The sequence below is a fragment of the Sphingomonas sp. DMC6 genome, from assembly GCF_056314225.1.
On record NZ_JBQUYT010000003.1, the window covers coordinates 1 to 13,707 of the forward strand.

Genomic DNA, 13,707 nt, shown 5'->3' on the forward strand with positions numbered 1-13,707 from the left:
CAAAGAGCGACAAAAACCGACGCTGCGCCTCTCCCCTTTTTCTCGGGGCGGCCGCCGCGCCTGATTTTCGGTGACCGCCGCGCCGTCCAGTGAAGTGCACCGCGTCGGTGGAGCGGCTTCTATGCGGGGCTTTTGATTCGGTCAACACCGATTTGAAACTTTCTGTCTTTTTTTTGAAACCGCCCCCGAAACCCGCAGAAAACCGCGCTTTACGCCTTCTCAATGGGTCTGGGGCATACCCGCAGCGTGACCGAAACCACTGCCCAGACCCCGAATCAGCCCGTGGAATCGCTGCGCGAACAGGTGCGCAGCGCCGTCATCTGGCGTTCGGGCACCCAGATTCTGGGCCAGATGCTCACCTGGGCATCGACCTTCCTCGTGATCCGGATCCTCAACCCCGCCGATTATGGCCTGTTCGCGATGACGCAGGTGATTCTCGTTCTGCTCAACATGCTGAACGGCTATGGGCTGGCGAGTGCACTGATCCAGCGCGGCGATGCAGACGCCCATGCCCAGCGCCAGCTGTTCGGCATGTTGCTGCTGCTCAATGGCGGCCTGGCTGCGATACAGGTGATCGCCGCGCCACTCGCCGCCGCTTATTATCGCCAGCCGATCGTCGCCGAACTGCTGCGCGTGCAGGCGCTACTCTATCTGGCAACGCCATTCATCGCGCTTCCCTATGCACTGCTCGCGCGGACGATGGACTTCCGCAAACAGGCGCAGGTCAATTTCGTCTCCTCGCTGGTCGGCGCCTGCACGGCGCTGACCGGTGCGCTGTCGGGCTGGGAGATGTGGACGCTGGTCGCCGCGCCGATCGCGCTGTTCGCGACGCGCGCGATCGGGATGACGATCGCGGCACGCTCGCTGATGTGGCCGAGCTTCAATTTCCGCGGCGCCGGCGACATTGCCCGCTATGGCGGGGTGATGGCAGCGGGGCAGATTTTCTGGTTCCTGCAGAGCCAAGCCGATGTGTTCATCGCCGGCCGCATGTTCGATCCGCACACGCTGGGCATCTATACGACCAGCCTGTTCCTCACCCAGATCTTCGTATCCAAGTTCGTGCCGCCGCTGAACGAAGTGGCTTTCTCGGCCTATGCGCGGATCAAGACAGACCGCGCCGCCGTGGCATCCGCCTTTGTGAAGGGTGCGCGGCTGATCATGCTCGTGGCGATGCCCTTCTATCTGGGGCTGGCAGCGACGGCCGAGCCGCTGGTCGCCGTCGTGCTCGGGCCGAAATGGATGCAGGCGGTGCCGATCGTCCATTGGCTGGCGCTGGCGATGCCGATGATGACGCTGCAGATTCTGTTCGCCCCGGCGAGCGACGCCTGCGGGCGCCCCGGGATCAGCGCGCGCAACGGCGCCACCGGGGCCTTGCTGCTGCCGATCGCCTTTCTCGTCGGGGTGCATTGGGGATTGATGGGGCTGGTGGCGGCATGGTTCGCCGCTTACCCCTTCTACCTCGCGATTTCGGCGCACCGGACCCTGCCGGTGATCGGCGTGCGGCTGGCAATGCTGGTCGAGGCGCTGGCCCCGCCCGTGCTGGCGGCAGCGGCGATGGCGCTGCTTGTCGCCATGGTCGATCACGTGCTGCCGCCGCTGCACCCGCTGCCGCGGCTGGCGCTGCTGGTGACGACGGGCGGCGCCAGCTATGGCGGGCTGCTGCTCGTCTTCGCCCGGCCGGCGCTGACCGAAGCGGTTGCGCTGGTGCGCCGGCGCGGGCGCTAAGGCGCTTCAGGCCGCCTGGATATAAGCGCGCATCGCATCGGCTTCCGACTCGATCCGCTCGATCCGGTACTTCACCAGATCGCCGATCGACACGAAGCCGATGCACGCCTCGCTGTCCACCACCGGCAGATGGCGGATGCGTCGCCGCGTCATCAGCGCCAATGCGCCGAGCACGGTTTCCTCGGGACCGACGGTGATCGCCGGGGCAGTCATCACTGCGGATACCGGCTTGTCGAGCGCGTCGGCGCCCTCCCGCTCAAGGCAGTAGATCACGTCGCGTTCGGAAAAGATCCCGGCCACCTGACCGCGATCGATTACCGGCACGGCACCGATCCGCCGTGTCGCGAGCAGCGCTATCGCTTCTCTTACGCTGTTGTTGGCGGCGATCGACACCACGTCGCGCCCTTTGCCTGCCAGGATTGCCGCGATGGTCATCGCATTCTCTCCTCAAACGGCTGTGCTATTTTTTGGACGTTGTTTGTCCCACGATTCGTCCCCAATTGCAAAGCATGGAACAGCGCACCGGCCTCGACGATCCCGATTATGCCGCCTTTGCCTGGGGGCGGTTCCGCCGCATCCTCGGCTGGATGGCAGTGGTGGCGGTGCTGGCCGCGCTGGCGGCCGAATATTGGCTGTACTGGTCGATGGGCGAGCTGTACCTTTTCACCGCCATCGCGACCTTTTTCGGCGTGTTCCTGACGGTGATGATGGCAGCGGCGCTGATGGGGCTGATGTTCCTCAGCTCGGGGAGCGGCCATGATGCGCAGGTCGAAGACCCGCTGAAGGGCGAAGTCGACCTCGACTGAGGCTCAGCGACCGACCTTCAGCGACAGGTTCAGCGTGACAGTGCCGTTGGCGGGAATCGTGACGGCCCAGGTCTTCATGCCCTTGCGCTCGACCAGCTTCGCGCTGGCGGTGGCCCCGCGATAGGGGATCGGCAGTTCGAACGTGACGGGCCGGTCATAGGCATTGCTGACGGCGATGCGGTAGTCAGCATGACGGCGGTCGGCAGGCAGCGCGGTGACGGTGTAACGCACATCGCTCGCCGTGCCGGGGAGAAACTCGACGTCTTCGCCAATGGCCCGATCCGTCAGGTTGCTTTCGCCGATCAGCAGCGACTGGTCGCCATGCGGCGCGAACAGGGCAACCTTGCCGGCGGGCAGCGGCAGGCCAAGCCCCTCGGCGGTCTTGTTCTCGGCGCGCAGCACCAGCGTGGCGGCGCGCGCGGTGGGGCGCTGGTCGGCGGCATAGGGAAAGGACCAGAATTCGCCGCGATAGATATGCGCGACCTTCACCCGCTCGCGGTGGAGCATCGCCACCTGCTTGGTCGAAAGGGCGGCGACCGTCACCGGCTCAGGGACCCGATAAAGCTTGAGGTCGCCCAGATCCTCCTGTTCGGCCATCATCGCAGGCTCAGCGAGCCTCTTCGCACGCATACCGGTTACGACGATGTCCATCGCAGGCGGCGCGGGTGCCGGCGCCGCCATCATCACCTCCGGCGGCGCGGGCAAAGACTGAGACACGTCGCTCGTGGTCCCCATCGGCCAGCATTGCAGATGCAGTTCGGGTTCCGGCCCGGACGGCAGTTGCGCCGAGCGCCCCTTGTTCGGCTTGCCCGCCACGGCGGCCGTGCGGGCATCGGCAAAGCCCTGCGACCCGCCATTCTGCACCGTCAGCCAGGCGAACAGGTCGAGCGTCTCGCCATCGGGCGCAAGTTCGGCGACATAATTGGCATCCCAGTCGAAGCCCTGCGCCAGATAGGAAAGCTGCACCGTCACCGTCTGGGCGGCGGCGCTGTCGGTCGTCACCGACAGCGTGGGCTTGGCGGCAAGATCGGCCGGGACACCGGGATAGCGGATCGCCTCGGGCAGGCCCGAACAGCCCAGCGCTTCCACCCCTGCCGCCGTCGTCAGCACCACCCCGTCCGCCGGTCCTGACTGGATGACGCCCTCGCTCTCGGTCACCTTGCCGGTGGCGGGATCGGTGCGGCGCACCGTCACCCGGCGTTTGAGATAGGCATCAACCAGCGCGGCCGGCGACAGCAGCCGGGCATCGCGATTCTTCTCGCCCACGCCGCGCGGCAGGCCGGTGACGATCGCGGTTTCGGGCATCCTCCCTTCGGACACGCCGACGAAGCGGATCACCGAAGAACCGGCGGGAAGCGTGATCGTCCGTGTCTCGGTAACCAGCGCATAGCCGCCGGGCCAATAGCGCGACATAGGCCGGTCGCCGCGATCGGGGTCGCGATAGAGCGTCACCGCCACACTGTCGGGCTTTTCCGACACGACCAGCGCCTGTGCCGCCGCCGGCGCGGCTGCGACCAGCGCGGTCAAGGCAAGGGCGATGCGCGCCAGCATCGGATCAGTAGCGCGTATCGAACACCACGGTCACCGATGCCTTGCCATTGGCGGGCACCGGCACCTTCCACTCCATCCGCTCCGCCGAGACGCGCTCGCCGGTCAGGCTCTGGCTGGTGATGCGGACATCGCCCCACAGACCGTTCTGCGCGAGATCGACCGTCACCGGCTCCGGCCGCGCATTGGTGAAGTCATAGCGCATCGTGGTCGTCCAGCGCCGGCTCGACTCGCGCTTGCGCTCGACCACCGTCGCCTTGCCCTTCACGTCGAAAGCGTCGCCGGTACGGATCGCCATGGCCGATCCCATCGGCGCGGCATCCACCCGGCTCTCACCGATGAACTGCGGCTCGCCGCGCTTGTCGCGCATATAGACGCGGATCGTGCCCGAGGGCAGCTGATCACCCAGCCCGCCGTTCCGGGAGGTCGAGAATTTGAGCACGCTCGCGGCGCTGCGAAACTCGTCCTCGCTCGCCAGCCAGCCATTGACCCATTCATAGGCCTTGCGCGCCGGCGCGCCCTTCACGTCGAGGAAGCTGACCTGCTTCTGCTGGGCATTGGCGATCGTGGTGCGGTGGCCGAGCGGATAGAGATAATAGTCGCCAAGTCTTTCGCGGGTGCTGGTCTCGGTCCCCGCCTCGTCGATCGTATCGTCCCCGCCCTGGCCGAACTGCGGCATTTCCCGCCGTCCGCCGCCGTTGTTGGGCTTGCCTGCCACCAGCAGCACATCGGCGTTGCGATAGGTGGTGCCGGTGTTGTTGGTCAGCGTGATCCAGCCCTGCATGTCGATCGCGCCCCTGGCTTCGTCGAACAGCATCACATAGTCGCTGGTCCAGCCCAGCCCCGGCGTCAGATAGCTGAGCGATGCCGGCACGCGGCCGCCCTTCGCCACCTGCAGCGTCACCGACAGCGTCGGGCGGGCACGGAGATTTTCAGGCACCTTGTCGAAGATCACGCGGACGGGAAGACCGTCGTCGCGCAGCACTTCGATACGGTTGCCGATCTGGAGCACGACGCCGCCATTGGCCGCCAGCACCCGCGCCTGTTCGCGCGTTTCCGCGCCCGTCGCCGGATTGGTGCGAACGATGGTGATGACCGAACCGACCGCCTTTTCCATCAGCTTGCCGGGCGTCAGCAGATCATAGTCGAAATTCTGTTCGACAATGCCGATACCGGAGCCGGACAGCGTCACCGTCTCGGGCCGGATCTGCGCCGATACGTCGGGAAATTCCTGGCGGGTGCGGCCGGCGGTCAGGTCGAGCTGGCGCACATCCTGCACCAGCGACTGGCCGTTCTGATAAATGGTGATTGCCAGGTCGCCCTGTGCGCTCTGGTCGGGGGCGGGGATTTCCTGTGCCTGCGCTGCCAGCGGGCATGCCGCAACGAGCCACATCAGATGCCGCATCACCATCCTCCCCCTTGGTTGGTCGAATCCCATGTAGCAGGTTGAAGGCCCTGCGACAGCGCTATTTTCCCGTGCCGTTTGCGACGGGCGCCGGCCTAGGCATCCGCCCAGCGGCGCAGCAGATTGTGATAAACGGCAGTCAGCTCCACCACCTGCGCATGCCCCTGCCCCAGTTGCCCGGCGAGCGACTGGATCGACCGGTCGAGATCGAGCAGGATGCGCCGTTCGCCATCATCGCGCACCATCGACTGCAGCCAGAAAAAGCTCGCCACCCGCGCCCCGCGCGTGACCGGCGTCACCTGATGCAGGCTGGAAGATGGATAAAGCACCGCATGACCGGCAGGCAGCTTGACCGACTGGCCGCCGAACAGCCCGTCGATCACCAGCTCGCCGCCGTCATACGCCTCGGGCGGTTCGAGAAAGACCGTCATCGACAGGTCCGAACGGATGCGAAAATCGCTGCCGCGCTGGATGCGGATGGCGTTGTCGACATGGGTGCCGAACGTCTGGCCCCCGGCGTAGCGGTTGAACAGCGGCGGAAACACCTTGAGCGGCAGCGCGGCGGCAACGAACAGCGGCGAGCGCGCCAGCGCATCGAGAATGATCGCGCCCGCCTGGCGATGCGCGTCGCTGCCTTCGGGCAGTTGTTCGTTGCGCTTGGCCAGTGCCGATTGGGCACCTGACGTAACATTGCCGTCTATCCATTCGGCTGCATCGATAATGGCGCGGACCTGCGCGACTTCCTGCGGAGCCAACAGGTCGGGAATGGCGATCAGCAAAGATGTGTCTCCAGTTCGGGCCAGGGCGAGGCCCGCAGCCATGCCCGCCCTTTTTCAAGAAATGCCGGCGTGGCCGTTTCGCGACAGCGCGCCAGCCAGTGCGCAGCGGCGTCTATTTCGCCCGCCTGCGCCAGCATCCGCGCATGGTTGAAGGCGCCGCGAAAATCGCCTCCCTCTGCCGCGCGCGCATAGCATTCGGCCGCCTTTGCCATGTCCTGCGACACCACCCAGCCATCTTCATGGAAGCTGCCGACATAGTTGATGGCCTTGGCATTGCCCATTGCGGCGGCCTTCTCGAACCAGGCGAGCGCGGCGGCCTTGTCCTCGGTCAAGCCCTCGCCCAGCGCCAGCGCGGTGGCGTAATTATACATGCCCCAGTCGAGCCCGCGTTCGGCAGCGACGCGGAAGCATTCGGCAGCGCGAACCTTGTCCACCGCCACGCCCCAGCCGAGGTCGTAACAACGCCCCAGCATGTTGAGCGCCATCAGATGGCCGGCACGGGCGGCCCGCTCGAACCAGCCGAACGCCTCGTGTGCGCGCCCCTCGTCCAGCAGCATCTGGCCCCATACGGCCTGCGCCTCGCTGACGCCGGCCTCTGCGCCTTCCCGAATGAGCGCCGCCCGCGCCCCCGGCGAACCGGAGAGGCGGGCGGCGATTTCCTCGGCCGTCAGGGTGTCGAGCGCAGGGGCCAAGGGATCAGAACTTCACATTGATGGTCGCCAGCGCCGAGCGCCCCGGCGCGATGGTGGCGTAATGCGACGTATAGGCCTGGGTATAATAGGTCTTGTCGGTCAGGTTCTGGACATTGACGCTCAGCTGGATACGCGGCGTGATGTCGTAGCCCATCCGCGCGTCGAAGCGCCAATAGGACGGCACCGAGCGGAGCAGCACGATCGTCGCCGGGCTGACCGTGACAACGCCGTTCGCATCCTGCGTTGCGGCGCGGTTGTCCTGATACCCGCCATAGACGCGGCTGGTGTAGAAAGCGCCGCCGCCCAGGGTGAGCCGGTGCACCGGCTTCAGATCGGCCCACAGGGTGAAGCTGTCTTTCGCGGTCTGGGTCGCCTGACGACCGGTGTTGACCGAAGGCACTAGCACCGTCTTGGCCTTCTGGTTCCCCACTGCGGCCGCAGTCAGCGCCGTGAAGCCGCCATCGACGATCACCGGATCGAGATGGGTATAGCCGCCGAACACGCTCAGCCACTTGGTGATATTGCCGTTGAAGGTCAGCTCGACGCCGCGGATACGCCGCTTGCCTACAAACTGGACGGTGTTGTCCGCACCGGTGACCCGGGCATTGTCGGTGTCAGTCTGGAACAGCGCGGCGCCCAGCGCCAACTGGTCCTGGAACAGGCTGGCCTTGGCCCCGACCTCGTACGACTTGGTCTTCTCGACCTTCAGGCTGTCGAGCAGCGCAGCGGCGCTGGTGGTGGTGCCCAGCGTATTGGCATCCTGCCCCTCGCCTAACAGGCTGTTAGGCGGCGTCGCAGCGGTGGCGTAGCTGGCGTACAGGCTGGTGTTCGCCGTCGGCTTGAACACCAGGCCGGCCTGACCGTTCACCAGATCGTCGGTACGGCTGAGCGAGAAGGTGCTGGTGGCGCTCACCGGCTGGCCCGGCGTCACCTTCGACGTGAAGTGGTCGTAGCGCAGGCCGAGATTCAGGATCAGTTGCGGCAGCAGCGTGATCGAATCGAAGCCATAGACCGAGACGGTATGCGCCTCGTTCTGCGTTTCTTCGATCGGCAGCGTGCGGACGATCGGCGACGTCGTGGTCGACGTGTCGCTGGCATAGTTGACCCAGGGATCGTTCGGGTTCGCATTGAACACGCTGGCGCAATAATAGCGCGCGATCGTTGCCGCGTTGCAGCGGGGGCTGGTCTGGCTGCCGGTGGACAGGATTTCAGTGCCGGCGCTGTTGAGATAGCCGCGCGTTACAAAGGTACCGCGCCGGGCCTTTTCCCAGCTTATTTCGGTACCGACCGAGAAGCTGTGCTTCACCGATCCCGTTTCCACGGTGCCGTACAGGTCCGTCTGGTTGGTCAGGTTCTGGGTATAGCCATAGCGGGTATTCGCGCGGCGCCAGACATAACCGCCGGTCAGGACATCGCCGCGCGCGCCCGCCGGACCGCTGGTCGGATTGGCGGTGGCGGTGCCATAGACATTGCCGGTGCTGTCGTCCGGCAGCGTGTAGATATAGGCCTGGTCGGTATAGGTGTAGCGCGCGGTGTTGCGCAGCGTGACGCCGCCAAAGTCATGCTCATAGCGCATCGTCGCCTGATGCGTTTTGGCATCGCGGAAGTCGCGGCTGGTAACGCCGTAGAAGCGGTTTCGCGAGACATTGCCCGATACGCCCCCGATGGTCGTGAAATTGCCGACCACCGGCTGGTTGAGGATGTTGCCGGTGCCCGGCGCATTGGCCAGCGCATAGCGGAACGGGATGCCGCTGTCGGGCATCTCGTGGCTTTCGAGATAATAATAGGCAACGGTCAGCCGGCTTTCGGTGCCCATACCCAGCGTGACCGACGGCGCGATGCCCCAGCGGCGCTGCCAGATCGAATCGCGACCGGCCACATCCTGATCGTGCCACAGCGCAGCGACGCGAACGCCGATCCGGTCGGTGACGTTCTGGTTCACGTCGAGCGTGAAACGGCGATAGTCGGCCGTGCCATAGCTGGCGGAGGCGGCCATGAAGTTGCCGGCAAGCGGCAGCTTGGAAATGATGTTGATCGAACCGCCTGCACTGCCACGGCCGCCGAGCGTCGAATCCGAACCGCGCACGATCTGCACCTGCTCGGTCGCGAACACTTCGCGCGTCTGCGACGAGGTATCGCGCACGCCGTCGACGAACATCGATCCCTGGCTGTCGAAGCCGCGAATGAACGGCCGGTCGCCGATCGGATTGCCGCCTTCCGCAGCACCAAAGGTGATGCCGGGCACGGTGCGCAGCGCATCGGCAAGCGAGGCTGAGGCGGTTTGCTGGATCACGTCTTCGGACAGAACCACCACCGATCGCGGCGTGTTGACGACGCGCGCAGTCGCTTTCGGCCCGACCAGTTCTTTCGCCCGGGTTCCGGTGACGACCACCTGCTGGCGATCCTGATCGTCCGCACCCGGATCTTTCTTGCCGTCGGCGTCCGCATGGGCGGGCGCGGAGGCGACGAAACCCACACAGGCAAGTGCCAGGAAGGCGGGAACACGAGGCGAGACCAGTGGCTCGGAACGCAGCTGTACCAAGGAGAGACCCCCAAAAATTGTTGTTGGGGCCTCGCTATTGCGACTTGTTCGCAGAGTCAACGCTAATGCGAGCGGTTTGCAAAAATCGGCGCTATAAGGGTCCAATTAGCGTTTTTGGTTCGTTATATTGCACGATCACGCCCATTTGGCGTGTAGTGCCGTGCCGGCAGCTGCCAGGCTGACCACCAGCAGAACCGCCGCGACGGTTTCACGCTTCGAATGGCAGTTCCATTCCCAGAAGCGATAGCCCGCAAAGACCGGCATGTTGCGCCGCCTGCCGCCGCCGAACTGCTCGATCCACTGATATTCGCGCTGGGTGATCTCCCGCGCCACGCACACGGCCGTGGCGCAAAACGCGCCCAGCCAGCTACCCGCCACGACATCGACGCCGAGTGCTCGGGCAAGCAAAAGAGTGGCGGCCTGGATCAGCAAGGCGAGTGGCAGATGTGCGAACATCTGCAATCAACGGCCGGAAATGCGACGGGTTCAAGGGGTGCACATCGGCTGTCGCACTTGGCTGGCTCGGCAGCGGCTCAGCTTGGGCAGCAAGCGGCGCGCGTCGCCGACCGTCCTTCTGTACCGCGGGGTCGCTTTACCGCGTCGGGCTTGCGCTTGGCCCCGGGCTTGGCGGGGGTGCCGAACAGGTTCTCACCTCGCCAAGGATGATCGCCGAGCCGAATGCCAAGACAATTACGGCCAGCGATGCGAACGCCAGCCCTGAATCCGTCGTCGCGAACGGGCTGTCGTCGCGCGACGATGTGTTTTGCTGGTCCGCCATGGTCGGTTACCCTCCTTAGCCCGGCAGTGTCGTCGATTTTGGCGGCGTGCTTGCTTCGCCCAGAATGGCCGTCTTCTCCTTCGAACCGACGCTCGACCCATAGTAGAAGGCAATCACCGATGCCCAGCCGGTGCCCAATATGCCCAGCAGCGTCTGCAGCACCGGATTGCTCTGCGACGCCTGGTTGCAATAGGCGACCAGAACGATGGTGAGGAGAAACCCGACCGTCACCACATAGGCGAGATAGGCATTGGTGCGATCATTGGTCACCTGTTGCCGCTGCCGGGCGTTGGCGCGATCGCCGGCAGCATCCAGTTCTCGCTGAATCAACGCCTGCCGCGCCTTTTCCGCGCTGTCGGCGCCGATCTCCGCAAGCTGCACCTCCATGTTCGCGGTATAGCGGCGATAATCGGCTTCGGCCGCGGCGATCTTCAGCGACTTGGAATCGTCCGCCTGTTTCAGCGCGGCGACAAGGGCTTCGACGCTCGCATCCTCGTCCCCCAGCACCGCGCGGGCTAGCAGACGCAGCGCCAGAGCGGCATTGCGGCCGGCAAGTGCTGTCGCAAGCTGGGAGGAGACGGGCGAAATCAGCGCGATGAGGTCGTTCATGACGTGCTCCCCTCAGGCGCCGTGAGGATAGAAACGGCGCGGTTGATCCACCCCTGCAGGAAACGAAGCTGTGTGGCATCTTTGCTGACGATTGCCGCATAGCGCTGGATTCGCAGGCCCAGCACCTTGTTTGCCACATTCGCAACCTCCGGCTCGCCCAGCGCCCTGAGCGCCTGAAGCGTCTGGTCGCCCATGATTCCATCGACCGTGACGCCCAGCGCCTGTTGCAGAAACTTGATCGCGGTCTTCGGCCCATGCAGCACGCCGGTATCGACCAGCACCCATCGAAGTCGGACATTCGCAATCCCGTCAAAGCCGGGCGCCATGATATAGGACTGGACGTAGATCGCCTTCGCCTGATCTCGCGATAAGTTTTTGACTTCGTCGACCGTGGCTAGACGTGGCGGATTGAAGGTCTGACCCAACACGCCGGCGGTAATACCAAAGTTTGTGGCACCACCACGGTCCGCCGGATCGTTGACGAACCCGCCTTCGTATTGAAAAATCGCATTGATGATGTCGTCGTTCGTCACGTTGCGCCCCCCGCCGCCCGAAACGATAGCCTCCGAAGCCGACCGCCCCCGAAAACGGGCAGGCAGGCACTCGAAGTACGCGCAGAGAAATAGCATGATCTCGCGCCACCGACCGGTACTAAAAGTACCGATCTGGGCCTGATCTTATAATGTCTGTGCGCTTTGCCGCGTCATCAGCCAGGTGCGAATCGCGCTGGCAAGGTTCGGCGGCACCTCGCCGCCGATTCGGGCATGATCGATTGCCGCAACCAAGGCGCTGAGCGGCAGGCCGGCATCCGCCGCGGTTTGTTCGAGTGCAGCCCAGAAAATCGGTTCAAGGCTGATCGACGTCTGATGGCCGGCAATGGTGATCGACCGTTTCACCGGCCCGTGAAAGCCCCCCGGCGGCGGCAGTATCTCCGGCACCGCCACCGCGTCACTCGGTGTCGAACAGCGCCGCCAGCTGCTCGACCATCGTGCCGGCGAGCTGTTCGGCATCCATGATCGTCACGGCGCGCTGGTAATAGCGCGTCACGTCATGGCCGATGCCGATCGCGGCCAGTTCCACCGGCGAGCGCGTCTCGATCCAGCCGATCACTTGCCGCAAATGGCGTTCCAGATAGGAGCCCGAATTGACGGACAGCGTCGAGTCGTCGACCGGCGCGCCGTCGGAAATCACCATCAGGATCTTGCGGTCCTCGGGCCGGGCGAGCAGCCGGGCATGCGCCCAGAGCAGCGCCTCGCCGTCGATATTTTCCTTGAGCAGACCCTCGCGCATCATCAGGCCCAGCGACTTCTTCGCGCGGCGCCACGGCTCATCGGCCTGTTTGTAGATGATGTGGCGCAGGTCATTGAGACGCCCCGGCTGCGGCGTGCGCCCTTCCGCCAGCCATTTTTCGCGCGCCTGGCCGCCCTTCCACGCGCGCGTGGTGAAGCCGAGAATCTCGGTCTTCACGCCCACCCGCTCTAGTGTGCGCGCCAGAATATCTGCGCTGATCGCCGCAATCGAGATCGGCCGGCCGCGCATCGACCCCGAATTGTCGATCAACAGCGTCACCACCGTGTCCTTGAATTCGGTATCGCGCTCGACCTTGTAGCTAAGCGACTGCATCGGGTTGACCACCACGCGCGCCAGCCGCGCTGCGTCGAGCAGGCCTTCGTCCTGGTCGAAATCCCAGCTGCGGCTCTGTTGCGCCATCAGCCTGCGCTGCAGCCGGTTGGCCAGCTTGGTGACAGCGCCCTGCAAATGGACGAGCTGCTGGTCGAGATAGGCACGCAGCCGCTCGAGCTCGTCGGTGTCGCACAGGTCGGTCGCGGCGACGACTTCGTCGAACTGGGTGGTAAAGGGGCGATATTCGAACTGCGGCGGCAGGTCGCTCCACGGGCGATTGGGGCGCACCGGCATCATGCCGTCCTCGCCGTCATCGCCGGGCTCGCCATCGCCATCGTCCATCGCGTCGGAGGCGTCCTGTTCGCCTTCCTCGCCCTTTTCCGATTCACGCTGCTCGCCGCGCGCCTCGGTCTGGCCCTCGCCCTGCTGCGACTGGGCTTCGCCTTCGTCTTCGCCCTGTTCCTGCTGGTCCTGCTCGCCCTCTTCCTCGCCGCCATTTTCGTCGGCTTCGTCGGGAACCATGTCACCTTCGGTCAGCTCGAGATCCTCGAGCAGCCGGGTCGCGAGCTCGGCAAAAGCGCGCTGATCGTCGATGGCCGTCGCGAGCGCATCGAGATCGGGTCCGGCGCGATCCTCGATCCAGTCGCGCACCAGCGCCAGCCCCAGCGCTGCGGCAGCGGGCGATTCGCGGCCGGTCAGCCGCTCGCGCACCATCAGCCCGACGGCAGTGGACAGCGGCACTTCGTCGCGCGTCCGCGCCCGGCCGATCGGGTCGGAGCGCAGCCGCATGGCGAGCGCATGTTCCAGATTGTCGGCGATGCCGGCATAGCCGCGCGCGCCCAGTGCCTCGACACGCGCAGTTTCCACGGCGTCATAGACAGCGCGTGCCGTCGCCTCCCGGGGAGCGCTCCGGCTATGCATCGTCGCATCATGGTGCCGCATGCGCAGCGCGAAGCTGTCGGCAAAGCCCCGCGCCTCGGCCACCTGTTCGGGCGGCAGGGTGCGCGACGGCGTCGGCACCTTGATCGTCTTGCCGCTCTGGAAGGGCGCATCGGCCGTGAAGCCGAACTCCAGCTCGGCATTGCCCGAAAGGGCGCGGGCGGTTCCCGCCAACACGTCGCGAAACCGATCGAGAGGGGAATCCTGCGCCATCCTCCCCACATGCCCCCGCCCCCGCAGAAGTCAAGGAAGCGCCGGCAT

General features: G+C 65.3%; 13 protein-coding genes. 2 read left to right on the forward strand and 11 right to left on the reverse strand.

Annotated elements, in window-relative coordinates; all coding sequences use genetic code 11:
- Positions 1 to 222: 222 nt before the first annotated feature.
- A complete protein-coding gene (locus ACT53M_RS07275; protein WP_476232413.1) occupies positions 223 to 1,725 on the forward strand; it encodes a lipopolysaccharide biosynthesis protein in 1,503 nt (500 codons plus the stop codon).
- 6 nt (positions 1,726 to 1,731) lie between these two features.
- Here ACT53M_RS07275 and ACT53M_RS07280 read toward each other — a convergent pair whose 3' ends face one another.
- On the reverse strand, positions 1,732 to 2,160 hold the full coding sequence (locus tag ACT53M_RS07280; protein WP_476232415.1) for a CBS domain-containing protein: 429 nt from the start codon (positions 2,158 to 2,160) through the stop codon (positions 1,732 to 1,734).
- Positions 2,161 to 2,234: 74 nt separating this feature from the next.
- Between ACT53M_RS07280 and ACT53M_RS07285 the strand changes: the two genes are divergently transcribed.
- The gene (locus ACT53M_RS07285; RefSeq protein ID WP_476232416.1) at positions 2,235 to 2,531 is read left to right on the forward strand and encodes a hypothetical protein; all 297 of its coding nucleotides are present in this window, start codon (positions 2,235 to 2,237) and stop codon (positions 2,529 to 2,531) included.
- Between the two features lie 3 nt (positions 2,532 to 2,534).
- Here ACT53M_RS07285 and ACT53M_RS07290 read toward each other — a convergent pair whose 3' ends face one another.
- The 10 genes from ACT53M_RS07290 to cobT all read right to left on the reverse strand — a co-directional run bounded on the left by ACT53M_RS07290 (position 2,535) and on the right by cobT (position 13,659).
- The gene (locus ACT53M_RS07290; protein ID WP_476232417.1) at positions 2,535 to 4,082 is read right to left on the reverse strand and encodes a DUF4139 domain-containing protein; all 1,548 of its coding nucleotides are present in this window, start codon (positions 4,080 to 4,082) and stop codon (positions 2,535 to 2,537) included.
- A 4-nt stretch (positions 4,083 to 4,086) separates the two neighbouring features.
- Positions 4,087 to 5,484 (reverse strand): DUF4139 domain-containing protein, encoded by a 1,398-nt coding sequence (locus ACT53M_RS07295; RefSeq protein ID WP_476232418.1) that lies wholly within the window; start codon positions 5,482 to 5,484, stop codon positions 4,087 to 4,089.
- Positions 5,485 to 5,579: 95 nt separating this feature from the next.
- The gene (locus ACT53M_RS07300; RefSeq protein ID WP_476232420.1) at positions 5,580 to 6,263 is read right to left on the reverse strand and encodes a Fe2+-dependent dioxygenase; all 684 of its coding nucleotides are present in this window, start codon (positions 6,261 to 6,263) and stop codon (positions 5,580 to 5,582) included.
- On the reverse strand, positions 6,257 to 6,955 hold the full coding sequence (locus tag ACT53M_RS07305; protein ID WP_476232422.1) for a tetratricopeptide repeat protein: 699 nt from the start codon (positions 6,953 to 6,955) through the stop codon (positions 6,257 to 6,259). The genes ACT53M_RS07300 and ACT53M_RS07305 overlap by 7 nt, the downstream gene beginning before the upstream one ends.
- A 4-nt stretch (positions 6,956 to 6,959) precedes the next feature.
- Positions 6,960 to 9,497: a TonB-dependent receptor gene (locus tag ACT53M_RS07310; protein ID WP_476232423.1), complete on the reverse strand. Its 2,538-nt coding sequence runs from the start codon at positions 9,495 to 9,497 to the stop codon at positions 6,960 to 6,962.
- Positions 9,498 to 9,632: 135 nt separating this feature from the next.
- Positions 9,633 to 9,953, reverse strand: coding sequence for a hypothetical protein (locus ACT53M_RS07315; RefSeq protein WP_476232425.1), 321 nt, complete (start codon positions 9,951 to 9,953; stop codon positions 9,633 to 9,635).
- 337 nt (positions 9,954 to 10,290) lie between these two features.
- Entirely contained in the window at positions 10,291 to 10,884 is a 594-nt protein-coding gene (locus ACT53M_RS07320; protein WP_476232427.1) for a hypothetical protein, read from the reverse strand.
- Positions 10,881 to 11,417 (reverse strand): glycoside hydrolase family 108 protein, encoded by a 537-nt coding sequence (locus ACT53M_RS07325; protein ID WP_476232429.1) that lies wholly within the window; start codon positions 11,415 to 11,417, stop codon positions 10,881 to 10,883. The genes ACT53M_RS07320 and ACT53M_RS07325 overlap by 4 nt, the downstream gene beginning before the upstream one ends.
- A gap of 144 nt (positions 11,418 to 11,561) precedes the next feature.
- On the reverse strand, positions 11,562 to 11,780 hold the full coding sequence (locus ACT53M_RS07330) for a ribbon-helix-helix domain-containing protein (protein ID WP_476232430.1): 219 nt from the start codon (positions 11,778 to 11,780) through the stop codon (positions 11,562 to 11,564).
- A gap of 52 nt (positions 11,781 to 11,832) precedes the next feature.
- Positions 11,833 to 13,659: a cobaltochelatase subunit CobT gene (gene cobT, locus ACT53M_RS07335; protein ID WP_476232432.1), complete on the reverse strand. Its 1,827-nt coding sequence runs from the start codon at positions 13,657 to 13,659 to the stop codon at positions 11,833 to 11,835.
- Positions 13,660 to 13,707 lie beyond the last annotated feature (48 nt).